The 23,776-nt window shown below is 61.5% G+C and carries 21 protein-coding genes; 3 read left to right on the forward strand and 18 right to left on the reverse strand.

Going from position 1 to position 23,776, the window contains the following annotated elements:
• From ELH03_RS14765 to dnaG, 14 genes are all read right to left on the reverse strand, one after another.
• Window positions 1–897, reverse strand: coding sequence for a DMT family transporter (locus ELH03_RS14765; RefSeq protein ID WP_128410839.1), 897 nt, complete (start codon window positions 895–897; stop codon window positions 1–3).
• A gap of 83 nt (window positions 898–980) precedes the next feature.
• Entirely contained in the window at window positions 981–1,787 is an 807-nt protein-coding gene (locus ELH03_RS14770) for a helix-turn-helix transcriptional regulator (RefSeq protein ID WP_128410886.1), read from the reverse strand.
• Between the two features lie 79 nt (window positions 1,788–1,866).
• Entirely contained in the window at window positions 1,867–2,664 is a 798-nt protein-coding gene (locus ELH03_RS14775; protein WP_128410840.1) for an APH(3')-II family aminoglycoside O-phosphotransferase, read from the reverse strand.
• 105 nt (window positions 2,665–2,769) lie between these two features.
• Window positions 2,770–2,931: a hypothetical protein gene (locus ELH03_RS37430; protein ID WP_012758376.1), complete on the reverse strand. Its 162-nt coding sequence runs from the start codon at window positions 2,929–2,931 to the stop codon at window positions 2,770–2,772.
• A 106-nt stretch (window positions 2,932–3,037) separates the two neighbouring features.
• Window positions 3,038–4,123 carry a DUF930 domain-containing protein gene (locus tag ELH03_RS14780; RefSeq protein ID WP_130806695.1) on the reverse strand — a complete coding sequence of 362 codons (1,086 nt, stop codon included), beginning with the start codon at window positions 4,121–4,123 and terminating at the stop codon, window positions 3,038–3,040.
• 36 nt (window positions 4,124–4,159) lie between these two features.
• Window positions 4,160–4,897 carry a DUF930 domain-containing protein gene (locus ELH03_RS14785; protein WP_128405129.1) on the reverse strand — a complete coding sequence of 246 codons (738 nt, stop codon included), beginning with the start codon at window positions 4,895–4,897 and terminating at the stop codon, window positions 4,160–4,162.
• A gap of 175 nt (window positions 4,898–5,072) precedes the next feature.
• On the reverse strand, window positions 5,073–5,366 hold the full coding sequence (locus ELH03_RS14790; protein WP_064651886.1) for a GYD domain-containing protein: 294 nt from the start codon (window positions 5,364–5,366) through the stop codon (window positions 5,073–5,075).
• Between the two features lie 319 nt (window positions 5,367–5,685).
• A complete protein-coding gene (gene rpoD / locus ELH03_RS14800; RefSeq protein WP_017989039.1) occupies window positions 5,686–7,743 on the reverse strand; it encodes an RNA polymerase sigma factor RpoD in 2,058 nt (685 codons plus the stop codon).
• A 570-nt stretch (window positions 7,744–8,313) separates the two neighbouring features.
• Entirely contained in the window at window positions 8,314–8,661 is a 348-nt protein-coding gene (locus ELH03_RS14805) for a GFA family protein (protein ID WP_128410843.1), read from the reverse strand.
• A gap of 10 nt (window positions 8,662–8,671) precedes the next feature.
• Window positions 8,672–9,709, reverse strand: coding sequence for an L-threonine 3-dehydrogenase (gene tdh, locus ELH03_RS14810; RefSeq protein WP_011652887.1), 1,038 nt, complete (start codon window positions 9,707–9,709; stop codon window positions 8,672–8,674).
• A 223-nt stretch (window positions 9,710–9,932) separates the two neighbouring features.
• Complete coding sequence (locus tag ELH03_RS14815; protein ID WP_128405126.1) at window positions 9,933–11,120, reverse strand: glycine C-acetyltransferase; 1,188 nt, start codon at window positions 11,118–11,120, stop codon at window positions 9,933–9,935.
• Between the two features lie 66 nt (window positions 11,121–11,186).
• Window positions 11,187–11,915 (reverse strand): class I SAM-dependent methyltransferase, encoded by a 729-nt coding sequence (locus ELH03_RS14820; protein ID WP_130659152.1) that lies wholly within the window; start codon window positions 11,913–11,915, stop codon window positions 11,187–11,189.
• 171 nt (window positions 11,916–12,086) lie between these two features.
• Window positions 12,087–13,955: a DNA helicase RecQ gene (gene recQ, locus ELH03_RS14825; RefSeq protein ID WP_128410846.1), complete on the reverse strand. Its 1,869-nt coding sequence runs from the start codon at window positions 13,953–13,955 to the stop codon at window positions 12,087–12,089.
• Window positions 13,955–15,964 carry a DNA primase gene (gene dnaG / locus ELH03_RS14830; protein ID WP_128410847.1) on the reverse strand — a complete coding sequence of 670 codons (2,010 nt, stop codon included), beginning with the start codon at window positions 15,962–15,964 and terminating at the stop codon, window positions 13,955–13,957. Before dnaG ends, recQ begins: the two co-directional genes overlap by 1 nt.
• 671 nt (window positions 15,965–16,635) lie before the next feature.
• Between dnaG and ELH03_RS14840 the strand changes: the two genes are divergently transcribed.
• A complete protein-coding gene (locus tag ELH03_RS14840; protein ID WP_128410848.1) occupies window positions 16,636–17,526 on the forward strand; it encodes a hypothetical protein in 891 nt (296 codons plus the stop codon).
• Window positions 17,527–17,529: 3 nt separating this feature from the next.
• Here ELH03_RS14840 and ELH03_RS14845 read toward each other — a convergent pair whose 3' ends face one another.
• Window positions 17,530–17,985, reverse strand: a complete 456-nt coding sequence (locus ELH03_RS14845; protein ID WP_128410849.1) for a GatB/YqeY domain-containing protein — start codon at window positions 17,983–17,985, stop codon at window positions 17,530–17,532.
• 269 nt (window positions 17,986–18,254) lie between these two features.
• Here ELH03_RS14845 and carA point away from each other — a divergent pair, with 269 nt between their 5' ends.
• Window positions 18,255–19,460 (forward strand): glutamine-hydrolyzing carbamoyl-phosphate synthase small subunit, encoded by a 1,206-nt coding sequence (gene carA, locus ELH03_RS14850; protein WP_128405130.1) that lies wholly within the window; start codon window positions 18,255–18,257, stop codon window positions 19,458–19,460.
• Window positions 19,461–19,589: 129 nt separating this feature from the next.
• Window positions 19,590–19,910 carry an antibiotic biosynthesis monooxygenase family protein gene (locus tag ELH03_RS14855; protein ID WP_128405121.1) on the forward strand — a complete coding sequence of 107 codons (321 nt, stop codon included), beginning with the start codon at window positions 19,590–19,592 and terminating at the stop codon, window positions 19,908–19,910.
• 17 nt (window positions 19,911–19,927) lie between these two features.
• On the opposite strand, the gene ELH03_RS14860 is transcribed toward ELH03_RS14855, so the two are convergent.
• From ELH03_RS14860 to ELH03_RS14870, 3 genes are all read right to left on the reverse strand, one after another.
• Window positions 19,928–21,331, reverse strand: a complete 1,404-nt coding sequence (locus tag ELH03_RS14860) for an MATE family efflux transporter (protein WP_128405120.1) — start codon at window positions 21,329–21,331, stop codon at window positions 19,928–19,930.
• A 142-nt stretch (window positions 21,332–21,473) separates the two neighbouring features.
• Complete coding sequence (locus tag ELH03_RS14865) at window positions 21,474–22,718, reverse strand: TCR/Tet family MFS transporter (protein ID WP_128405119.1); 1,245 nt, start codon at window positions 22,716–22,718, stop codon at window positions 21,474–21,476.
• 138 nt (window positions 22,719–22,856) lie between these two features.
• Complete coding sequence (locus ELH03_RS14870; protein WP_128410850.1) at window positions 22,857–23,768, reverse strand: LysR family transcriptional regulator; 912 nt, start codon at window positions 23,766–23,768, stop codon at window positions 22,857–22,859.
• Between the last annotated feature and the right edge of the window lie 8 nt (window positions 23,769–23,776).

The following is a 23,776-nucleotide window of genomic DNA, read 5'->3' on the forward strand; positions in this document are numbered from 1 at the left end:
CTATCTCCCACTTGCAAGTTTGACCGTGCGGCTCCCGGCAAAGGCAAGTCCGAGCACGGCCGCAAGCACACAGGCGATGCCGGCGATCTGGTGGAGCCCCACCGGCTCGCCAAGGATGATGAAGGCAAGCATGACGGCGGAAACTGGCGCAACCGCGGTGAAAAGCGCCGCTTCGGTGCCGCTCACCCTTTCTGCCCCCGCATACCACAGCAGAAATCCACCAACGGTCGGCACCAGCGCATAATAGACGACGGCGGCAACAGCGCTTCTCGAAATACCATGTGCGAAAGGCGCTTCGAAAATGGCCGGGATGGCGGCAACGATGAAGCCGATGCCGGCCATCAGCGTCGACTGCGCAAGCGGCGCAATCTCCGTCTTCAGCCGTTTGTTCAGCAGGATGAACAGTCCCTCGCAGACGACCGCCAGGAAGATCAATGCATTGCCGGAGAGCGATCCTCCGGCCGCATCCGGCGTGACGGCGATCGACAGCACGCCTGCCGTCGCCAGCGCCACGGCCAGAAGCAGGGCACGCTGCGGCCGTTCGCGAAGCAGCAGGATGGAGATTGCGGCCGCCACCACCGGCAGCGTGCCGATGATGACGCCGGCATCGGCCGCCGAGGTCAGGCTGAGGCCGGAAATCAGCAGCGTCGTATAACCGACACTGCCGGCCCCCGCCTGAATGACAAGGATGAGGCGGTCTTCCCTGGAGAATTTCGGCAGCCGCGCGCCAGTCGCCCACATCAGCAGGAGAAAGACCGGAAAGGCGATGGCGAAGCGCAATGCGGTGGCGCTGAACGGCGGCAGACCGGATGCGATGAGTTTGCTTGCGACAACCGTGCTTCCCACTGTCAGCATCGCCAGCGCCAGATAGAGATAACCTTGAACCTGCCTCGACATTCAGCGTCTCCTGTTGGATACGCCGAGAAAACAGCAGGAGCCTATCGGGGTCTTGAACGAAATTGCAGGCGCAAAGCCGGCGCTCAGAGAAAGGCGCCGGCATAAAGGCGCGGCGACAGACCATACTTGCGCACGAAAACGCGCGTCATATGGCTCTGGTCGGCAAAGCCGCTGGCAAAAGCTGCTTCCGCAAGCGGCATGCCCTGAGCGATCAGCCGGCGGGCGATATGGATGCGAGCCTGGACGAGATAGGCATGCGGCGTCAGGCCGGTCGCCTTGGCAAAACCCCGCAGCACCTGGAAGCGGCTGAGCCCGCTTTCCCTGGAGAGGTCGGCGAGCGAGACGGCGGCAAGCGGATCGTCATCGATCAGGTTTCGGGCCGCGCGGATCGACGCCGGCACCAGTGGCCGCTCTTCGGTACCAAAGCGCTCGCGCATGACATCGGCGACAAGTTGCAGAAGCAGTTCCTCGCAGAGCAGCCCATCCGCCGCCCTGCCACCGGTCACCGCGCCAAACAGCGTCTCGAAACGGGCGGCGATCGCCGCATTGCGGATGACCGGATGCGGGATTTCCGATCGCCCTGCCCCGCCTTCGCTGATCTCTTGCGACAGACCACTGACGATGCCGGGATCGAAATAGAGGATGCGCCACGACCGCCCCTCGCCGATCGGCGCGCCATCATGCACCTCGTTCGGATTGACCGTGATGATGTCGCCGGCCTCAGCCTCCACCATGCCGCGACCGCTGAGCGACGACTGCGCCCCGGCGGAAATCAAGCCGATGCCGAACTGCTCATGCGTATGGCGCGCGAAGCTGTGATGCGTTTCCGCTTCCACCGCTTCGACGCCTGCCAGCGCCGAGCGCAGCATCCTGAACTGGTTTTTCGCCATCATCTGTCCGCAGGTCCGATCGCCGGCCACTCTGCCAGCCCCCGTGAGATGACGCAATCGTGGCGGCTAGGATGCATACCTAGAAGAATTCGTCGAGCAGCTGATAATAATTGAGCCTTGCCGGATCCGTGGCCGGCATGCCGTAGCGATCAAGGAAGGGCTGCACCAACACCTCGCCGAAATTATAGGCGATGCTGCGGCAGGCGAGCGCGATATCCTGATAGCGGTCGGCGACGCCGAGACGGCTGCAGTCGATATAGCCGGAGAATCCGTCTTCCGAAGCGATGAAATTCGGCAGGCAGGCATCACCATGGGTAACGACGAGATCCTCGCGGTCCGGCCTCCCGCTTTGGAGTTCGGCAAACAGAGCCTCGGCACTCTTTCCAAGCCGCGTCTCATCGAAATCGGTCTCGTCGACGATGCCGGCCTGCATCCGCGCTTTTGCGGCCGCGATACGCGTCTCCAGCCGATGATCGTACGGGCAGGCTGCGATCGGCAGGCGATGCAGGTCAAGAAGCGCCGCAGCCAGTAGTTCGACCCGCGCGATCGGCGCCAGCGCCGATGCGCTGGCGAGATCATTCCCGGGCAGCGCGCTGATCAGCAACCGGTTGCGCATACCGTCACTGTCCTCTGCAATGACAACAGAACAGGGCAGACCGGAAGTCTGGAGCCAGCGAAGCCTGGCTGCCTCGTCAGCGAGTTCGCCGAAAGCACCAGCCTCTTCGACCTTCAGATAAAGGCTCGGCAATCCGAGAGCTTCCAGCCGGAAGACACTCGCGGCGGAGCGGCCAAGCGCATCGCGCTCGAACCGATACCCAGCAAGACGGGCATCAAGCACGCCCGCTGACGGTGGTTGATCCTCTTGGCAAATCGACATGATATCTGGAACCATTGACGCCAGCCGCATTATCTCGACCGGGCGGGAGACCGCAAGCGGCGCGATCGGCTAGCACGTCGGCAGACTGAACAGCCCTCGGGAACCTCAGTGAACGGTTTCGGCGGGCGCGGCTTCGAGAAGAATTTCGAAAGCCTCTTCCAGAGCAGCCACCAGAATATCGGTCAGCTCATCGCCCTTGTTTTCCAGGAACAGCGCGCTCACGGCTTCGTCCTGACGCTCAAAGAAACGCTCGATCTCATTCGACATATCATTGTCCTCTTCTTCACCGGATCATCACGGCCATGGGAAGAAGCTAGGTAGGGTTGCTTGCGCGTGGCTGTTGCCGGTGAGACGCAATCCAGGATCACGAGGACTAGTCACGAATTTCATATTTCGCATACTGACTGCGGGGGATCAATCCACCAACTTCGTGGGCAAACGAGACGACTTTCGTGGCGTCCTCATCCACCTCGCAACGGAAACGAACCTGGTACCAGCCCTTGAGTGTGCCAAAGGCGGCATCTCTCACATCAAGGATGGTACCGGTTCGCAATCCAAAACTGGGCAATGCGGACGGGAAATAACGCGGCGAACCGTGAACGAGCTGGCCCTGAAGCTCGGTGGCGCAAAGCGTGGCCACTCGCTCTTTGCGCGGAAGACCACTGACCGCAGTTTGCGCTAACAAACTGCCATCTTCCGTCCGTGAAAACAGAGTTTTTGCCTTGGGCAGATCGTCCTTAGCAATCACTTTCGGTTTCTCAGCGGTCTGCTGCTCCGGCGGCTTCGCCTGCTCGATAGTCGTATTGGCTTCGCCAGAGACGTCTGTCGGCGGCCCATTGCGCTCCGGAGAAACGTCAGTCGTCGCGACCTCAGGAAGCTTCACATCGTCCGGCACCGGCTTTGACGGAGGCTCCTCAGTTTTTGGTTTTTCTGCAGCAGCCTTTGTCGGCATCTGCTCCGGTTCGGCATCGTGCTGCGGCGGAGTTGTTGCGGGTTTGGCTTCGCCCTGAGGAGAATTTCCCGCCAACGACTTTTCGGGGCCGCTATTCCTGTCGCCAAACTCGATGACAGGGCTCAGAGTCGGCATAGGCCTCGGCTTAGCTTGCTCGGGAGTCTTGCTGGCCGGCGGAGGTGGTGGCGGCGGAAGCTCCTTCTTAGCCTCTTCCGGCGGCTTCGGCTCCGGTGGCTTTTCCTCGGGCTTGGGCTCCGGCTTCTTCTCCTCCGGCGGCGGAACGAGCTCCACCTTCACGCTCTCGTCTTCGGGAGGCTTTGGCTCGATCTTCGGCAGCCCGAAAATCAGAAGAGCAATGATAGGAATATGCGCAACAACGGACGCAACGATGCCCCAGCGGATTTCAGGCCGCTGCTTTCCCGTTTCGTGCTGCGTTTCCGCCGGTTCCACGTCTTCTTCTGTCACAGCAGCGATGTGGCCTCTAAAGCCGGCAGCATCAAGCCACAAAAGAAAAAAACCGCGTGATCGCAGCAGCGACGAGAGTTATTGGTCGGCGGCTCCATCGTCGGCCACCAGATTGTGCTCCTGCCATTCGCCTTGCGGAATGGCATCACCGACGAGAAAGGCGAAGGACAGGACCTTGCCGGAGCCGGCATCGAGCTCGCATTTGAACTGGATGTTGTACCACTTGCGTTTGCTGCGGAAGGCGCCGCCCTTCACCTCGACGCTGTTGCCACTGACCTTCTCCGCCGCCATCGCATAGGGCGCAAGCACATCCGGCGCCATGGCCGGCTGCGCCCGGCGCACCTGCTCCAGCGCCTCGAGATCGCAAAGCTGCAGATTGCGCTCGCTGCCGGAGAGTTGGCGCAGCGCCTCACGGGCGCGGCGGCTGCGCGGATCGGCAAGGACCTTGTCGGAAAACAGCTGTCTTGCCTCGATGAATTCCGTCGGCTTTGGCGCCGGCGGAGCGATTGGTGCCACAGAAGGCATTGCCGCAGCAGGCGGACTATTTGCGACCGGCGCCGCCGGCTCGGCTTCGGGCTTTGCCGCCTCAGGCTTTGCCTGTTCCGGCAAAGGCGCCTTGGCGGGCTCGGGCATTTTCAGCGATTCCACGGCCTGAGGAACGATCTCCACCGAGAGACCGTCATCTGGCAATGGCAGCGGCGGCTCGGCCTTCGGCAACAGCAGCAGAAGGAGCAGGATGGCGATGGCATGCAGCGCGAACGACGCCGCAGCGCCCCGCCGGATCCCGTCATCCCACTTGCCCGCCGCCAGTTCCATCGGTCAGGAAGCGGCTGTCGGACGATCAATGGCGACCATGAAACTGAGGAGCGCTTTCATCATGAGCTTGCCGAAAAGTCGGGCCGGAGCCTGCCGCGGAAATTGAAGCACGCCACGACACTGCCAGCGCAGCTAACGCTCCGCAACCTTCAAGATCGACGATCTCCGGCTCCGGCTACCCGAGCGAGCCGATGAGATCCCGGTAGGCGGCCTCCGGGAATGCCTTCAGCGTCTCCGTGCGGACATTGCCGCCCATCGCCAGCGAGAGGGTAAAATGCGCCATGACGGCGTCATCGGGCGCCTCGCAGACGGCGACCATGTCATGCCCGCCCATCGTCAGATAGAACTGGTTGAAGGAGCCTCCGACGCTGGTGAGCAATTTCTTCGCGGCGTCGAGCCGTTTTGCCGAGTCGCGCACATTGCGGATGCCCTGATCCGTCCAATTGATCAAAAGAATGTAAGTGGTCATGTCGCACCTCCCAGAGCATGATGCCGAAAAGTGTCAGCGGTTTTCGGACGACATCATGCTCTATTTCTTTGATGTGGATCCGGATTCAGATTTTAGGCCCGTCAGGCCTAAATCACCCGGATCTAGCGGAGGATTGGTTCACGCAGGCACACGTCGACCCTCGCTCGCGCGTTGCGATCGATGCCTTCCCCCGTGGCCGGATTATAGGCTTGTCACCAGGGAGGGACAAGAAAGATGCCGGGATCATTGGTATTAATCACAAAAGCAAAAGCCGGGCATGAAGCCCGGCTTTTCCAATCAGAACTGCGTGGCCGAAGCCTTAGCTGTCGAGGAAGCTTCTCAGCTTTCTGGAGCGGCTCGGATGCTTCAGCTTGCGCAGCGCCTTCGCCTCGATCTGGCGGATACGTTCACGGGTGACCGAGAACTGCTGGCCGACTTCTTCGAGCGTGTGGTCGGTGTTCATGCCGATGCCGAAGCGCATGCGCAGAACACGTTCCTCGCGCGGCGTCAGCGAGGCGAGAACGCGGGTCGTCGTCTCGCGCAAGTTCGCCTGGATGGCGGCGTCGATCGGCAGCAGAGCGTTCTTGTCCTCGATGAAATCGCCGAGATGCGAATCTTCTTCGTCGCCCACCGGGGTTTCGAGCGAGATCGGCTCCTTGGCGATCTTCAGGACCTTGCGGACCTTTTCGAGCGGCATGGCCAGCTTTTCGGCCAGTTCTTCCGGCGTCGGCTCGCGGCCGATCTCGTGCAGCATCTGGCGCGATGTGCGGACGATCTTGTTGATAGTCTCGATCATGTGCACCGGAATGCGGATCGTGCGGGCCTGGTCGGCGATCGAACGGGTGATCGCCTGACGGATCCACCATGTCGCATAGGTCGAGAACTTGTAACCGCGGCGGTATTCGAACTTGTCGACCGCTTTCATCAGGCCGATATTGCCTTCCTGAATGAGGTCAAGGAACTGCAGGCCGCGGTTGGTGTACTTCTTGGCGATGGAGATGACCAGGCGAAGGTTCGCTTCGACCATTTCCTTCTTGGCGATACGCGCTTCGCGCTCGCCCTTCTGCACCATATGGACGATGCGGCGGAATTCCGAGATCGAGATACCGGTCTCGGTCGCCAGATTCTGGATTTCCTGGCGAATGTCGCGGATCGTCGTGTTTTCACCCCTGGCGAACTCCTTCCAGCCGCGGGCGGCCAGATTGCCGATCGACTTCATCCAGTTCGGATCGAGCTCAGCGCCCTGATACTGTTCCAGGAAGGAGTCGCGCTTGACGCCGTAGGATTCGGCCAGACGCAGCAGGCGGCCCTCGTTGGAAACGAGGCGCTTGTTGATGTCGTAGAGTTGCTCGACGAGGGCGTCGATGCGGTTCTGGTTCAAGGACAGAGACTTGACGGCCTTGATGAGCTCATCCTTGAGTTCCTTGTAACGGCGCTCCTGGGCAGTGGACAGCGTGCCGGAAGCCGACAGCCGCTGCTCGACCTGCTGGTCCTGCAGCTTGCGCAGCTTCTTGTAGGTCTCGGCGATCGTATCGAGCGTCTCCATCACCTGCGGGCGAAGCTCGGCTTCCATCGCCGCCAGCGAAAGGTTGGATTCGTCCTCGTCCTCTTCCTCCTCCTCGGGAGGCAGGCCTTCGCCGCCGACATCGGTGATGTCGTCGTCGCCGGAGCGGGCACGACGGGTCTTTTCCTTCTCTTCTGCGAGCTTGCGATCGGCTTCGATCTTCTCCGGGCTCTGGAACTGCGGCGCAGCCTTGGCTTCAGGGCCGGAATAGGTCGTTTCGAGATCGATGATCTCGCGCAGCAGCGTCGTGCCTTCGTTGAGTTCGTCGCGCCAAATGATCAACGCCTGGAAGGTCAGCGGGCTCTCGCAGAGACCCGCGATCATCGTCTCGCGGCCGGCCTCGATGCGCTTGGCGATCGCGATTTCGCCCTCGCGGGAAAGAAGCTCCACCGAGCCCATCTCGCGCAGGTACATGCGAACCGGATCGTCGGTACGGTCGGTCGGTTCTTTTTTCTTGGCGGTCGCAAGCGCCGTGCCGCTCGAAGGCGCGAGTTCGCCGCCTTCGCTCTCCTCGTCGCCGCCAGCGTCGTCGTCATCGCTGCCGCCGGAAGCACCGGCTTCCTCAGCTTCCTCGTCTTCGATGACGTTGATGCCCATGTCGGACAGCATCGACATCGTGTCTTCGATCTGCTCGGACGTCACTTCTTCGGACGGCAGGACCGCGTTAAGCTCGTCCATGGTCACATAGCCGCGCTTCTTGGCGGCTTTGATCATCTTCTTGACCGCGTCGTCGGAAAGATCGAGAAGAGGGCCGTCGCTTGCGCCGTCGCGTTCGACTTCCGCTTCTTCGTTCTCTTTGACCTTGGTTGCCATTTATATCGTCGCCTTCCTGACGCTATCCAATCTCGCTACGGTGAACGGGCTGTCTCAGGGCCTGACGCGCCGCACGCGCCGCCCTCGAATCACCTTTGCCCACCTAACGGGATGACATTTAAAGCCTGATTAACCACGATTACCGGCACCGGACAGCAAAGCTTTCTTGCTCTTGGATTTCCGGCCATGGTTGCGCGATCCGCCTTGACCCAGTTCACCATTCAACAAGTCGAACGGTGATTCCCACATTTTTTGTTCTCGTCAAGCTTTTCCAGAAAAAAAGCCCACAAAAATACGGAAAAAGCCTTATCCACAGGCTTTGAACCGCGGCAGCGATTGCGAACCCTTATTTAAGATGCGGCGAACAAAAGACAAGGGCAGCAAATATTTTGCCCGCCATAGCAGTTGTTTCCATCATCTTCGCAGTTGTGCAGACGGAATATGCACCTTTAGAGGGCCGCGCGTCCTTCGGACGCACAAAGGACGCTCTAACACTTTGAGTCTGCGCATCGTGCTTTCCGAAAGTCGATTCCGATTTTCGGGCCGATGCGCTAGCCTGAGAAATTGTGGCTAACGCGCCGCGCCGTCATACGCCTTCACCGTCAGCACGCCGATATCGACCGCGGGAATGCAGCGCAGATTGATCGAAGCCATTGCCGCGCCGTTCGGACCCACAGCCTCGCCGAACGGTGCGATGCCGCAATTGGCGCAGAAGTGATGGCGAATGACATGCCGGTTGAAGGTATAGGTCGAGACATTGTCCTCCGGCGTTTTCAGCACCAGCTTCTCGCGCGGCACGAAGGCGAGAAGCCCGCCCCGCCTGCGGCAAAGCGAACAATTGCAGTCGAGCGCCTCGGTGAATTCGCCTTCGACCTCGAAAGCCACATTGCCGCAATGGCAGCTTCCTTCATAGCGCATGTCGTCCTCCTCACATCCAGTCCATGACAACCTTGCCGGAATTGCCCGACCGCATCGCCTCGAAGCCGTCGCGGAAATCGTCGATGCCGATCCGATGGGTGATGATGGGCGCGAGATCGAGGCCGCCCTGGACGAAAGCGATCATCTTGTACCAGGTCTCGAACATCTCGCGGCCGTAGATGCCCTTGAGATTGAGCATCTTGAAGATGACCTTGTTCCAGTCGATCTCGAAGCCCGCCGGCGCGATGCCGAGAATGGCGATCTTGCCGCCATTGTTCATCTTGTCGATCATGTCGCGGAAGGCGGGTGCGGCCCCCGACATTTCGAGCCCGACGTCGAAACCCTCCGTCATGCCGATCGCCTTCATGACGTCGGCGAGGTTTTCCTTCGATGCGTCGACGACGTGATCGATACCGAGCTTGCGCGCCAGCTCCAGCCGGTGCGGATTGATGTCGGTGATGACGACCTTGCGGGCGCCGGATCGCTTGGCGACGAGCGCGCCCATAATGCCGATCGGCCCGGCGCCGGTGACGAGCACGTCCTCGCCGACGAGATCGAAGGAAAGCGCGGTGTGCACGGCATTGCCGAACGGATCGAAGATCGCGGCGATCTCGTCGGAAATATCATCCGGGATCGGCACGACATTGCTTTCCGGAATGCACACGAATTCGCCGAAGGAGCCCGGCCGGTTGACCCCGACACCGAGCGTATTTCGGCAGAGATGCCCCCTGCCCGCCCGGCAGTTGCGGCACTTGCCGCAGACGATATGCCCCTCACCGGAGACCCGCTCGCCGACATGATAGCGGGTGACCGCCGAGCCGATCTCGGCGATCTCGCCGGAGAATTCATGGCCGACGACCATCGGCACCGGGATGGTCTTCTGTGCCCACTGGTCCCAGTTCCAGATATGGACGTCGGTGCCGCAGATCGCCGATTTCTTCACCCGGATCAGCACATCGTTCGGCCCGACCTCGGGAACCGGCACATTCTCCATCCAAAGCCCAACTTCCGGTTTCGCTTTGACCAGCGCCTTCATCATGTTCGACATCAACGATATCCGCCCTTGTTCTGGTGCCCGAACTTTGCGACTCCCTCTTCTCCCCGTCGGGGAGAAGGTGCCCGTAGGGCGGATGAGGGGGCGGCACGGCACGCCATTAAACCTTACTTTGTTCCTCGCTTGCCGCTCGAAACGTCGCTTCGCTCCTCCCCCTCATCTGTCCTGACGGACATCTTCTCCCCGCTGGGGAGAAGAGGGAAATGGCAAATCCCACTCAAATCACACCCAGTTCCCGCCCTGTCTCGGCAAAGGCCGCGATCGCCCGCTCCACATCCGCCCGCGAATGCGCCGCCGACATCTGTGTGCGGATGCGGGCCTGGCCTTTCGGCACGACGGGGAAGGAGAAGCCGATCACATAGATCCCCTTCTTCAGCATCAGGCCGGCCATATCCTGGGCGAGTTTGGCGTCACCCAGCATGACGGGAATGATCGGATGGCCTTCGCCGGCTAGCGTAAAGCCGAGCTTGGTCATTTCGCTGCGGAAGAGATCGGCATTGTCGGAAAGACGCTTGCGCAAGGCATCGCCGTTTTCGATGAGGTCGAACACCTTGAGCGAGGCAGCGGCGATGACGGGCGCCAGCGTGTTCGAGAACAGATAGGGCCGCGAGCGCTGCCGCAGCCATTCGACGACTTCCGCCTTGGCGGAGGTATAGCCGCCCGAGGCGCCGCCGAGCGCCTTGCCGAGCGTGCCGGTGATAATGTCGATCCGGCCCTCGACGCCGCAATGTTCGGCGGAGCCGCGACCGTTCTTGCCGACGAAACCGACGGCATGGCTGTCATCGACCATGACCATCGCGCCGTATTTCTCGGCGAGATCGCAGACACCACCCAAATTGGCGATGATGCCGTCCATCGAGAAGACGCCGTCGGTGGCGACCAGTTTGAAGCGGCTGCCTTCGGCCTTTTTCAGTTCCTCTTCGAGTGCTGCCATGTCGTTATTGGCGTAGCGGAAACGCTTGGCCTTCGAAAGCCTGACGCCGTCGATGATCGAGGCGTGGTTCAGCGCGTCCGAGATAATCGCGTCCTCTTCCGACAGCAGCGTTTCGAAGAGACCGCCATTGGCGTCGAAGCAGGAGGAATAGAGGATCGTGTCTTCCATGCCGAGGAAGGCGGAGATGCGCGCTTCGAGTTGCTTGTGCTCTTCCTGCGTGCCGCAGATGAAGCGCACCGAGGCCATGCCGTAGCCGTATCGGTCGAGCGCCTGCTTGCCGGCCTCGGCCAATTCCTCGTTGTCGGCAAGGCCGAGATAGTTGTTGGCGCAGAAATTCAGCACCCGCTCGCCGGTGGAAATCGCGATCTCGCCCGCTTGCTTGGAACTGATGACGCGTTCGGATTTGTAGAGGCCGGCATCCTTCAGCGCTGAGATCTCGTTGCTGAGATGGGAGAGAAATTGCGAGGTCATGGACGGCCTTTCCCAGAGATTTCCGTTTGCCCGCCGGGTTAGCATATTGCCGCCGGCTTGTCTTCTTCAGCGCTGGACCGCAATCAGCAGGAACATCGGCCGGTCCAGTTCCTCCGCCCAATTGGGATTGTCGCGCAATTCCTGGTCGTTCGGGCTCCACTCCTCGACATGGCGAATGGCAAAACCGGCCGCGATCAAGGTGTTGAGCGTCGTGCCGAGCTTGCGGTGCTGCTTGACCACGCCCTTGGCGAGCCAGTCGGTGGTGCGCGGACCTTCGACGGAATAGCGATCGAGCGGCCAGATGCGCCGCCCCTCGGCATCGGTTGCCCAGGCGGGATTGGTCGGCGCCATGAAGATCGGATGTTCGATGGTGAAGACGAAATGCGATCCCGGTAAGAGCGCGCGATAGACCGTCGCGACCAGACCAGCGAAATCCTCGATATAATGCAGCGCCAGCGAGCTGTAGGCGAAATCGAAAGAAGCTTGAGCAAGCATGAGATGCTCGAGATCGGCGATCTCATAGGTGATCGCGGCTTCAGCCGCATCGGCCCTCGCTCTCGCGATCATCTTTTCCGAAATGTCGAGCGCCAGCACGCTGGCAGCACCCTGGCTCACGGCGAAACGCGAAAACCAGCCGAAGCCGCAGCCGAGGTCGACGATACGCTTGCCGGCAAGATCGGGCAGCAGCGCACGCACCGCCGGCCACTCGGATGCTCCGTCAAGCCCGTGCACGGATCGCCTCATGCCGCTATATCCGGCGAAGAATTCCGGTCGGTCGTAGATATTCTGGGCCATCGGCGCTCCTCCCTACTGCATAATTCCTGAAATCGGAATCGATTTCAGGAGAAAATTATGCAGCAATTCAAAGTGCTACAGCGTCCTTTGCGCGTCTGAAAAAGACGCGCGGCGCTGTAGAGGCAGCACTACCATGCCCCCTCGCCGGATCTCAAGGATCAGCCGGGTCCGTTAGCCGTTGTCCTGCGCCAGAATGATCTCCAGGAAGGCATCGCCGTAACGCTCGAGCTTCGCCTGCCCGACGCCTGATATGGCGAGCAATTCCTTGCGGCTTCGTGGCTTCTCGGTGGCGAAGGCGATCAGCGTCGTATCGGGAAAGACGACATAGGGCGGCACGCCGAGCGATTTCGCGATCGCCATGCGCTCGGCCCGCAGCGCCTCGAAGAGACTGCCGTCTGCGCCTGATAGTCCCGATTTGCGCTCGCTGCGCTCCGCCTTCTTCGTGCGCCGTTCCGAGGCCGGCCGGTCCTTGCGGAAGAACACCTGCCGCTCGTGCTTGAAGACAGCGCGCGCCTCCGGCTCCAGCTTCAGCGCCCCAAAGGCCTCATGGTCGACGCGGATCAGCCCCATGGCGAGCAGCTGGCGGAAGACCGACTGCCAGACGCGCGCCGGAATGTCCTTGCCGGCGCCGAAGACCGGCATTTCGGCATGGCCGAAACGCTCGGTCTTTTCGTTGACGTTGCCAAGGAGCACGTCGACGACATGGCCAGCGCCGAAACGCTCGCCGGTGCGATAGATGGCGGCCAGCGCCTTGATCGCCGCCTCCGTGCCCTCCCAGGTCTCGACCGGCTTCAGGCAGGTGTCGCAATTGCCGCAATGGCCGGCATGCGCCTCGCCGAAATGGGCAAGGATGGCCTGACGGCGGCAGGAGGCGGTCTCGCAGATCGCCAGCAATGCGTTGAGCTTGGCGCGTTCGACCCGTTTGATCTCCGCGGCGGCATTGCCCTCATCGATCATCCGGCCGCGCTGGATGACGTCGGCCATGCCGTAAGCCATCCAGACCTCGGACGGCAGGCCGTCGCGTCCGGCACGTCCGGTCTCCTGATAATAGGCTTCCACCGAGCCCGGCAGGTCGAGATGGGCGACATAACGCACGTTCGGCTTGTCGATGCCCATGCCGAAGGCAACGGTGGCAACCAGGCAAAGATTCTCTTCTTTCAGGAAAGCATCCTGATTGGCGTCGCGAGCCGCCCTGTCCATGCCGGCATGATAGGCAAGCGCGCGGATGCCCTGCCCGTTCAGCCACTCGGCCGTATCCTCGACCTTGGCGCGCGACAGGCAATAGACGATGCCGCTGTCGCCCTTGTGGCCGGACAGGAACCGCAACAGCTGCTGGCGCGGCTGGTCACGCTCGACGATCTCATAGGCGATGTTCGGACGGTCGAAGCTGGTGGTGAAGATCTGGGCGGCATCGAGCCCCAGCCGCTCGATGATGTCGTCGCGTGTGTGCGGATCAGCCGTCGCCGTCAGCGCCACTCTGGGCACACCCGGATATTGCTCACCGAGCCGGCCGAGCGCGCGATATTCCGGCCGGAAATCATGGCCCCATTGCGAGACGCAGTGGGCCTCGTCGATGGCAAACAGCGCGATCTTCTCGTTGGCGATCAGCTCGCGGAAACCATCGGTCAAAATGCGCTCGGGCGTTACGTAGAGAAGGTCGAGCTGGCCCGCCGAAAGCGCGCGGCGAACCTCGACGAACTCCTCGCGCGACAGCGAGGAGTTGAGCGCGGCTGCCCGGATGCCGAGCTGCTTCATCGCCTCGACCTGATCGCGCATCAGCGCAATCAGTGGCGAAACCACGATGCCGACGCCATCGCGGCAGAGCGCCGGGATCTGGAAGCATAAAGATTTGCCGGCCCCAGTCGGAAAGAGCACGACCGCATCGCCGCCGGAAACCACGTGCTCGACCACCTGCTGCTGCTTGCCGCGGAAGGAGGAATAGCCATAGACCTGCTTGAGGATATCGAGCGGCGAACGGCCGGCGGAAAACAGCGCGCCGGAAGCGGAAAAACCCGGTTCATTCCGTTCAGTCAGCGACATCAGTGGTTCGCCGCCCCTTTAACGCGGCCGGAAAGCACGCCGAAGCCGTCGATGATTGCCTCCTGGTTCTCAAGGCGCACCCCTTCGAAATGCACTTCCTGCTGCGCCCGCATCAACTGAACGATCGCCTCGCCGTCGCCGGCTTCGGTCGCCAGCGCGATCTCGCGCTCGAGCTCGATCTTCTGCCGGCGCAGCGCCTTCGCCCGCTTGTGGGAGGCCAGCGCCTGACGGTATCCCTCACGCGCATCTTCCATCGCCGCCTCCTCGGTCGCGATCCACAGCCGGGCATTGCGCACCTGCTGGTCAAGGCTCTTGATAAGCGGGCCGAAGCCTTCGAATTCCAGCCTTTCGGTCAGATATTCGCGCGTCAGATGCGGGCCGGCGACGGCCGCAGCTGCCCCCAGCATCGCCGACCAGAGCCGCTGCAGCTCGCGGCTGTCATATTCGATCGCGGCGATCTCGTCATAATCGTCGATCATCAGCGAGGGGTGATTGACGACGGTCAGCGCCAGCACGCATTCCCGCAGCGCCGTATTGTTCTGGTGGCCGCGCACCGGGCCTGACCGGGCGAGCCTTTCGGAAATGACGCTCGGGCTTTTCGGCCCTGCCTTGCTGGCATTGTCGCGGCCCGTCCGGTAATTGCCATTGCCGTTGAAGCCGCCGCGGCGATCGCCATTGTTGCGGTTCTGGAACTGCGGCTGGAAGAAGGCGTTCAGCCGGTCGCGAATATCCTGCTGGTAGTGACGGCGCACGTTCTCGTCGGCGATGACCGCGACCAGTTGCTTCAGTCGCGCCTCCAGTTCGGCGCGCGCCTCGGGCGTGTCGAACTTGCCGGTGCTGATCTCCCGGCTCCAAAGCATCTCGGAGAGCGGCTTTGCCTGGCTCATCACCTTGTCGAACGGCGCGCGCCCGTCATCGCGCACGAGATCGTCCGGATCCTTGCCGTCGGGCAGAAGCGCGAAGCGAACAGAACGGCCGGGCTTGAGATGCGGCAGCGCCAATTCGGCGGCGCGATTGGCGGCGCGGATGCCGGCGCCGTCGCCGTCGAAGCAGAGCACCGGTTGCGGCACCATCTTCCAAAGCAGCTCGAGCTGGTTTTCGGTGAGCGCTGTGCCGAGCGGCGCAACGGCATTCTCGATGCCCGCCTGATGCAGCGCAATCACGTCCATATAGCCTTCGACGGCGATGATGGTGCCGGTCGCATTGTCGTCCTGAGGATCGCCGCGGCCCGGTCCCTGGATCGCGCGCCGCGCACGGGCGAAATTGTAAAGAACATTGCCCTTGTGGAAGAGCTCCGTCTCGTTGGAGTTCAGATATTTCGCCGGCGCGTCGGCCGACATGGCGCGGCCGCCGAAAGCGATCACCTTTTCCCGCGACGACAGGATCGGGAACATGATGCGGTCGCGGAAACGATCGTAGGAAACCGGCACGTTTTCATGGACAACCAGACCGCAGGCCTCGATCTGATCCTTGGAGACACCCTTGCCGGCGAGGAATTCCTTGAGCGCATTGCGGCTCTCGGGCGCATAGCCAAGGCGGAAGGTCTCGATGGTGCGCCCCGTCAATCCGCGGTCGCGCAGGTAGGCGCGCGCCCTCGCCCCATTCGCCGTCTGCAGCTGATCCTGGAAAAATTGCGTCGCCATTTCCATGACGTCGATCAGCGAGCCGCGCTCCTTTTCGCGCTTCTCCATCACAGGATCGGCAAGCGGCATCGGCACGCCTGCCATATCGGCGATCTGCTGCACCGCCTCGGGAAAACTCAGGCCTTCCAGCTCGGTGAGAAAGCGGAAATGGTCGCCGGTCACGCCGCAGCCAAAGCAGTGATAGCGGCCCTTTCGGTCCTCGCAGTGGAAGCTCGGTGATTTTTCGCCGTGGAACGGGCAGCAGGCCCAGTAATCGCCGCGCGACACATTGGTCTTGCGCTTGTCCCAGCTCACGCGGCGCGCGATCACGTTCGAAATCGGAACGCGGTCGCGAATATCATCGAGGAAGGTGTTGGAAAAGCGCATTTATACCTCTTGGCCAATCTCCATATAAGCTGCTTTTCCGCTCCATGCCACGAAACTTGTCATGAAAACCCGCTATTCACAGGCTTTACGACCGTCTTCAGCGGCGCGGATTATCCAATCAACAACACGTTATCGCCCCCTGCGACAGGGTGCGACATTATTGTCCCTTCTGAGCCGGAATTCCGCCGTCAGAAAAGCTTCAGCAAAGAGCGGCGACCCTTGAAAAAACCGATGAAAATCGTTTAGAAACAAAGGATTATTGCCTCTGATAATTGTGCTTCATCATACTCCACGCCGCCTCCTGAGAGTCCGCTTCGACGCCTCACAAACCGCTGATTCCGGCAATTATTATTTTTTTGTAATTTGAATAAGCCGCCGCACCGCAATAGGTTCGATCTCAACAAAGCGATCCCCGAGCGAAGCACCATCCCTACCCCCGGCGCCGCTTCGCAAGGGTGCCTTTGCAAATACCCTCCGGCTTGGGCTTCGGCCCTGCGTGCCGGTGGAAGCAAAGAGCAAGAAGGCAGGAGCGCCCCCAGCTCCTGCCTTCTTAAATTTTTGGCTCTCCCTGCGACAACTCTCCCTTTGAAATTAACCGCTTATTGACAAAACCGTTGACAGGCGGCGCTCGCATGAAAGATGTATGCGCCGAACTCCCTGGACCTCTCCAAATGGCTTTTACCGCGGACAATCTTGCAGCAGACGATCGCTTTCTCGCTGCCATCCTGCATTGCGCCGATCAGATGCTCTCCATCTATCGTGAGAGCCCGCGCATCGCCTCGATCTTCGCCGCGCAGCAGCGCTGGCTGATGGCCCATGCCGGCTTCGCGCTTCATTACGGTTATTCCGACGACGGGAAGAGCGGCGGCCTCTATTCCGGCCGCTTCATCGATTTTGCGGTCAAGAACGACATCGCAAGCCGCAACACCGCCGCGGCCTTCATGCAGGAAATGCTGGCCTATCGCTTCCTGCGACCGGTCCCCGGCCCCGACAAGCGCACACGCTACCTCGAGCCCACCGAAATCGCCGAGCAGCATTTCACCCGATGGCTCGTCGCCCATATGATGATCCTCGACAGTCTCGACGGCGGTGAGCGCGCCGATAAGATCACCGCCAATCCCTCGGCGATGATGGCAGCGATCCAGCCGCTGATCGCAAGGGCGATCATCGGGAGTGAAGCGGTGCGCAATCCGGGCGCCACCTTCAACCTCTTCAACTGGGCGAATTCCGGCGGGCTGGTGATGGACTACCTGATCTCGCGCCTTCCGGAATTTCCAAGGACGGCCGACCGCGTCGTGCTCGGCCCCCTGTCGCTCAGGGAAATCCGTGAACAGTTCATGATCTCCAACACCCACCTGAAGCGGCTTCTGACGCAGGCAGCGACCATGGAGAGCATCGGCTGGACGGAACCCTCCCGCAAGGGCGACTTCTGGCTGTCGGCCCATTTCATCCGCGAATACTGGAATTATCAGGCGGCGAAATTCGCCATCATCGATGCTGCCGCCGAAGCGGTGCTCGGGCCTGCGGTCCGTGACGAACCGCAGGCAAGAAAGGTTATCTGAGGCTTATCCGTTCAACAGTTCCTTGACGGTCGCCGACGCCTTGGCGAAATCCATCTGGCCGGCATAACGCTCCTTCAGCGCCGCCATCACCTTGCCCATGTCCTTGGCGCCCGCCGCACCCGTCTCGGCGATGATCGCCGAGACGTTGGTGCGCACTTCGTTGTCCGAAAGCTGCTTCGGCATGAAGTCCTGGATGACAATTATTTCGGCGCGCTCCTTGGCGGCGAGCTCCGGCCGCGAATTCTCCTCGTAGATCTTTGCCGATTCGTCACGCTGCTTCACCATTTTGGCGAGGATCTGCAGGATCTCGTCATCGCTCGCCTGCTCCTTGCCGGTGCCGCGATTGGCGATATCGCGGTCCTTGACCGCGGCCTGAATCAGCCGGACGGTGGAAAGCCGCTCCGCATTCTTGGCCTTCATCGCCTCTTTCAGCTGGGTGGCGAGTTGATCGCGCAGCATGGTCTTCACTCCTGTTTTGATGCCGCTTCATAAACCACGCTGATGCGGGGGATCAAATAAATTGCGCGGTCAGTGCGATAAAGCGCAGGAAAACGGCAGCAATCTCGGCTACAAAGATTGACCGCAAGCGATTGCGTGGCTATTTACCGCCACCTGCACCAAAATTCGTGATCAGGCCTGAAGCGCGCGGCATTGCCGCGTCCACACGCCTGCGAGATCAAAGGCGGCGAGCCGCGGCAACGCGCCCACCTGCCGGAAACGGGATGAAGATGACCGCGACAGCACCCTGGACAATCGAAAAGCCGACCGCCCTGCTCGTTCTTGCCGACGGCACGGTCATCGAAGGCAAGGGCATCGGCGCCACCGGCAAGGTGCCGGCCGAAGTGGTCTTCAACACGGCGCTGACCGGCTATGAGGAGATCCTGACGGACCCCTCCTATCTCGGCCAGATCGTCACCTTCACCTTCCCGCATATCGGCAATATCGGCACCAACGATGAAGACATTGAGGATCTGACCCCTGCCGCCCGTCACGGCGCCGTCGGCGTCATCTTCAAGGCCGACATCACTGAGCCCTCGAACTACCGCGCCGCCAAGCACCTCGACCAATGGCTGAAGGCCCGCGGCGTCATCGGCCTTTGCGGCATCGATACACGCGCGCTGACCGCCTGGATCCGTGAGAACGGCGCTCCGAACGCGGTGATCGCCCACGACCCGAACGGCGTGTTCGACATCGAGACGCTGAAGGCCGAAGCCAAAGCCTGGAGCGGCCTCGAAGGTCTCGACCTCGCCAAGATCGCCTCGTCGGGCCAGTCCTCGCAATGGACCGAAACGCCGTGGGTGTGGAACGAAGGTTACGGTGAACTCAAGGCGGCGGACGCGAAATACCACGTCGTCTGCCTGGATTACGGCGTCAAGCGCAACATCCTGCGCTTGTTTGCCGGGCTCGACTGCAAGGTGACTGTCGTGCCGGCCGCAACGAGCGCCGAAGATGTGCTCGCGATGCAGCCGGACGGCATCTTCCTGTCGAACGGCCCGGGCGATCCGGCGGCAACCGGTGAATATGCCGTGCCTGTGATCAAGACACTGATCAAGACCGATATCCCGGTCTTCGGCATCTGCCTCGGCCACCAGATGCTGGGCCTGGCACTCGGCGCGAAGACCGAGAAGATGCATCAGGGCCATCACGGCGCCAACCACCCCGTCAAGGACCACACGACCGGCAAGGTCGAGATCGTCTCGATGAACCACGGCTTCGCGGTCGACTCGAAGTCGCTACCGGATGGCGTTGAAGAGACTCATATTTCGCTTTTCGACGGCACCAATTGCGGCCTGCGCGTCCTCGGCAAGCAGGTCTTCTCCGTCCAGCACCATCCGGAAGCCTCTCCCGGCCCGCAGGACAGCCACTATCTCTTCCGTCGCTTCATCAACATGGTGCGCGAGAAGAAGGGCGAACCGGCGCTCGCCGAACGCTAATTTCAAGTACCACCGACTTCCGATGAAGGCCCGTTCAACCGGGCCTTTTTCTTTATCCGCCTATTGACCTCAGCTTAACTTGAGGAATTACAGATCTGGCTGCAGACATCTGATGCAGGAGAAAACTGGATGAGCGGAGCTTTCTTTCGAGTAGACAAATTCATCGTGCCGGCGGCGGCACGCGAGGAATTTCTCGTCAAAGTGATGATGACCCACAAGGTGTTGGAGGCGCAGGACGGTTTCATCGATCACAGGGTGCTGGAGCAGGTCGCCGGTCCAGGCGAATTCAATTTCGTCACGATCGCCGAATGGGAAAATACCGAGGTCGTCGAGCGCGCGCGGGCAGCCGTGGCGGCCGCCCAGAAGGCCGCGAATTTCGATCCGCAGGAAATGTTTGCGCGTCTCGGCATTCACGCCGATATCGCCAGCTACAAGCCTGTCGCGGCCTGACAGCAGATGCGGCTGGCTCAGGCGTGGGTCAGTTCCGCCTCGCGGCGCAGGAGAAGGTAGAAGCGCGCACAGAGCATGACGGCGGCGGCCGCCAGCCCGACGAGAAAGCCGAACCAGATGCCGATGCCACCGAAACCCAGCGGGAAGGCAAAGGCCCAGGCGAGGAAGAAGCCGATCGGCCAATAGGCGATCAACGCCATGATCATCGGCACGCGTGCGTCCTTGAGGCCGCGCAGCAATCCATTGGCGATCACCTGCAGCCCATCGACGAGCTGGAAAAGCCCGGCAACGACGATCAGCGGCCCGGCATAGGCAAGCACCTCGGGCGCCTCGGGCGAGTTGACGTCGAGGAACCAGCTGCCAAGGAATTGCGGCATGGTGGCAAAGAGCACGCTGCCCACCGCCGAAATGGCGCAGGCGAGGATGAGCACGGTGATCGAACCGCGCACCAGGCCCTGATAATCACCCTGCCCGTGGGCGACACCGACGCGCACCGTTGCCGCCTGGCTGAGGCCGAGCGGAATCATGAAGGCGATCGAGGCCCATTGCAGGGCAATGCCGTGGGCGGCGAGCTCGATGGTGCCGATATAGCCCATCAGCAGCGAAGCCACCGTGAACAGGCTGACCTCGGCAAGGATGGTGACGCTGATCGGGAAACCGAGCCGGATGACCTCCAGCAGCGCGTGCCAGTCGGGCCTCCAGAACCGCACGAAGATCTCGTAGCGCCGCGTCTCTTCCCGCCGCTGCACGAAAGCCAGGATGAAGAGGAAGCCGGCTGTCTGCACGGCGACCGAAACGATCGCCGCGCCCTCGAGCCCCATCGCCGGAAAGCCGAAATGGCCGAGCACGAGAATATAAGCGAAGATCGCATTCATCACCAGCGTGGCGATGGTGACGTTGAGGATGATGCCCGCCTTGCCGATGGCGCTGACCAGCGCGCGCATGACGTTGAAGAGCAGCGCCGGCAGCACGCCGAACTGGCCGATCATGATGTAGCCGTGGGCGAGCTTGGCCACTTCGGGCTTCTGCTGTGCGAAGAGGAGGACTTGCTCCGAATTGAAGAAGGCCGGCTGCATGATGACCCAATATGCGATCACCACCCACAGACCCATGCGCAGCGACCGGCGCACCGAGACGAGGTCGCCGCGGCCATAGGCCTGCGCCACCATCGGAATGACGGCGATGGCAAAGCCCGAGCCGAAGATCAGGATCGTAAACAAGAACTGTGCCGCAAGCACCATTGCCGCCAGATGTTCGGCGCCGAGGCGGCCGACGATCATGACGTCGGTGGTGTTGATGCCGAGTTGGGCGAGTTGCGCGCCGATCAGCGGAATGCCGAGCGCCAGCGTTGCACGGAAATGTGCGCCCCAACGATTATCTGCTGTCGGCGCAAGTCTGCGCGCGTCGATCGGCGTGTCCATGACACCAGTCCTGTGATTGAAATATGCTTCGCCGCAGCTTGCGGCGAAATATCATCCGGGCTTAGATCAAAGCCCCGCAAAGAACTACCCCAAATGAGGCAGATGATGAAAAATTCATCATCGCATCAGCGTTTCTGATCGATCAACCTGCCGCTTCCAGCGCCTCGGCCGGCTCACGCACCCGGACCCGAACGAGGAACACGCCAGCGGCCACCATGATGAACAGGGCGGCGGCAAGATAGGGCGCGCCGGCAAAGGTGACCGGCGCTTCGGGCCGCGTGAAATAACCGAACATCTGCGTGAAGATCAACGGCCCGGCGATAGTGGTGATGCTGCTGAGGCTGGTGAGCGCGCCCTGCAGTTCACCCTGCGCCGAAGGCGGCACCTTGCCGGCGGCGATGCTGCGCAGCGGCGGATCAGCGACGTTTTCCATGACAGTCGCAACGATGATGACATAGACCACCCAGCCCTCCCAGGCGAAGGCATAACCGGTGAGCCCGACGGCCGAGAAGCAGAGGCCGAGAAGAGCGGTCTTCCACTCGCCGAGCACCGGCACGATCCGTGGCAGAACCAGGCCCATGACGATCGCGGCGCCGATGCCGTAAATGCCGAGCGACAGGCCGATTTGTCCTTCGCTCCAGCCGTAGCGATAGGTCGAGACGAACGCCCAGACCGAGGGATAGACGGCATGTGCCAGGAAGAACAGGAACATGACGAGGCTGACCCAACCGATGCCGGGATAATGGCGCATCTGGCGCAAAGCGCCGAGCGGGTTGGCGCGTTTCCACTCGAACCGGCGGCGGTTCTTCGCCTCCAGCGTCTCCGGCAGCAGGAAGCAGGCGGCGATGAAATTGACAAGCGATAGCGCGGCCGCGCCGAGGAATGGCACACGCGGGCCGAATTCGCCGAGGACACCGCCGACGACAGGGCCGATGGTGAAACCGACGCCGAAGGCGATGCCGATCAGCCCGAAATTCTTCGCCCGGTTCTCCTCCGTGCTGATATCGGCAATATAGGCTGAGCAGGTGGCGAAACTGCCGCCGCTGATGCCGGCAAGCACACGGCCGACGAACAGCATCCAGAAGCTGGTGGCGATGCCGCAGATGAAATTATCGATCGCGAAGGTCAGCACCGAAAGCAAAAGGATCGGCCGGCGGCCGAAACGGTCGGACAGGTTTCCGAGCAGCGGCGCAAACAGGAATTGCATGCCGGCATAGACCAGCATCAGCCAGCCGCCGTCGATCGCCGCATCGCTGACGCTGCCACCGGTCAGCTGCTCCAGATAGGCGGGCAGCACCGGCATGATGATGGCGATGCCGATAATGTCGAGGAAAAGGATGATGAAGACCAGGAAAAGGCCGCGGCGAACGAATTTGGGGTCAAGCATGAGGCATCTCTACAGCGGTTGGTTCTGAAAAGACGATCTCGTCGCCGAGAAAGTGACATAGCTCAGAAAAGAAACCGAAACAATCCGTGAACATTTCAAAGTTTTTGACAATGCGCAACGGGAAATTTATGAGAGGCCTCAACCGGAGGGAGCGCGCTGCCGTTCCAGCTTCAGAAAATCGACGAAGGCTCGCAACGGTGCCGGCATATGCCGTCGGCTGGCGTAGTAGAGATACGGGCCGGAAAATTCGCTGACCCAATCGTCGAGGATAGCAACCAGTTGACCGGAGGCGAGGCTCGGTTCCAGGAGCTCCTGGAATGAGCCGATGATGCCCAGTCCCGCGATCGCCGCGGCAAGCTCCACCTCGATCGAATTGGAAGTCAGCGCACCGCTCGGCGAGATGGCCAGAGTCTCGCCGCTGCGCTCGAATTCCCAGGTGAGCGCGGCCCCGCTGAGGAAACGGTGCCGGATGCAGCTGTGCTCCAGCAGATCACGCGGATGCTGCGGTACGCCCCTTTCCTGGAGATAGGCCGGCGAAGCGGCGGTGACGTAGCGCTGCCGGCGCGGGCCGATCGGCACAGCGATCATGTCGCGCTCGATGCGCTCGTCATAGCGGATGCCGGCATCGAAACCGGCCGCGAGCACGTCGATGAAACTATCCTCGGCGACGATCTCCAGCTCGATCTCGGGATAAAGCTTCAGGAACCGGCAAGCAATGTCGGGCAGGAACAGCCGCGCCGCGATCGTCGGCACATTGAGCCGCAGCGTACCGGCCGGCCTGTCGCGGAAATTGTCGAGCGCCCCGAGTGCGGCCGCGACCTCACTGAGCGCCGGCGCCAGCTGCGCCAACAATCGTTCGCCGGCGGCCGTCGGCGTGACGCTACGCGTCGTCCGGTTGAGCAGGCGCACGCCGAGCCGCTCCTCCAGCCGCCTGAGCGACTCGCTCAGCGAAGACGCTGAAACCCCGCGCTTGCGGGCGGCGGCGCGGAAGCTTCGCTCCCTTGCAATTGCCGTGAAGGCATCCAGATCACTCAGGGGAAGATCGTTCATTGTGCATT

Source organism: Rhizobium beringeri (genome assembly GCF_004306515.1).
Taxonomy (GTDB): Bacteria; Pseudomonadota; Alphaproteobacteria; order Rhizobiales; family Rhizobiaceae; genus Rhizobium; species Rhizobium beringeri.

Coding starts and splice junctions, on each gene's coding strand:
- ELH03_RS14865 (WP_128405119.1), bottom strand. CDS start 22,718: ATGCTTGACCCCAAATTCGTTCGCCGCGGCCTTTTCCTGGTCTTCATC.
- rpoD (WP_017989039.1), bottom strand. CDS start 7,743: ATGGCAACCAAGGTCAAAGAGAACGAAGAAGCGGAAGTCGAACGCGAC.
- ELH03_RS14785 (WP_128405129.1), bottom strand. CDS start 4,897: ATGGAACTGGCGGCGGGCAAGTGGGATGACGGGATCCGGCGGGGCGCT.
- recQ (WP_128410846.1), bottom strand. CDS start 13,955: ATGTCGCTGACTGAACGGAATGAACCGGGTTTTTCCGCTTCCGGCGCG.
- carA (WP_128405130.1), top strand. CDS start 18,255: ATGACCGCGACAGCACCCTGGACAATCGAAAAGCCGACCGCCCTGCTC.
- ELH03_RS14770 (WP_128410886.1), bottom strand. CDS start 1,787: ATGGCGAAAAACCAGTTCAGGATGCTGCGCTCGGCGCTGGCAGGCGTC.
- ELH03_RS14845 (WP_128410849.1), bottom strand. CDS start 17,985: ATGCTGCGCGATCAACTCGCCACCCAGCTGAAAGAGGCGATGAAGGCC.
- ELH03_RS14805 (WP_128410843.1), bottom strand. CDS start 8,661: ATGCGCTATGAAGGAAGCTGCCATTGCGGCAATGTGGCTTTCGAGGTC.
- ELH03_RS14815 (WP_128405126.1), bottom strand. CDS start 11,120: ATGACCTCGCAATTTCTCTCCCATCTCAGCAACGAGATCTCAGCGCTG.
- ELH03_RS14820 (WP_130659152.1), bottom strand. CDS start 11,915: ATGGCCCAGAATATCTACGACCGACCGGAATTCTTCGCCGGATATAGC.
- ELH03_RS37430 (WP_012758376.1), bottom strand. CDS start 2,931: ATGTCGAATGAGATCGAGCGTTTCTTTGAGCGTCAGGACGAAGCCGTG.
- ELH03_RS14855 (WP_128405121.1), top strand. CDS start 19,590: ATGAGCGGAGCTTTCTTTCGAGTAGACAAATTCATCGTGCCGGCGGCG.
- tdh (WP_011652887.1), bottom strand. CDS start 9,709: ATGTCGAACATGATGAAGGCGCTGGTCAAAGCGAAACCGGAAGTTGGG.
- ELH03_RS14765 (WP_128410839.1), bottom strand. CDS start 897: ATGTCGAGGCAGGTTCAAGGTTATCTCTATCTGGCGCTGGCGATGCTG.
- ELH03_RS14790 (WP_064651886.1), bottom strand. CDS start 5,366: ATGACCACTTACATTCTTTTGATCAATTGGACGGATCAGGGCATCCGC.
- dnaG (WP_128410847.1), bottom strand. CDS start 15,964: ATGCGCTTTTCCAACACCTTCCTCGATGATATTCGCGACCGCGTTCCG.
- ELH03_RS14870 (WP_128410850.1), bottom strand. CDS start 23,768: ATGAACGATCTTCCCCTGAGTGATCTGGATGCCTTCACGGCAATTGCA.
- ELH03_RS14840 (WP_128410848.1), top strand. CDS start 16,636: ATGGCTTTTACCGCGGACAATCTTGCAGCAGACGATCGCTTTCTCGCT.
- ELH03_RS14860 (WP_128405120.1), bottom strand. CDS start 21,331: ATGGACACGCCGATCGACGCGCGCAGACTTGCGCCGACAGCAGATAAT.
- ELH03_RS14775 (WP_128410840.1), bottom strand. CDS start 2,664: ATGTCGATTTGCCAAGAGGATCAACCACCGTCAGCGGGCGTGCTTGAT.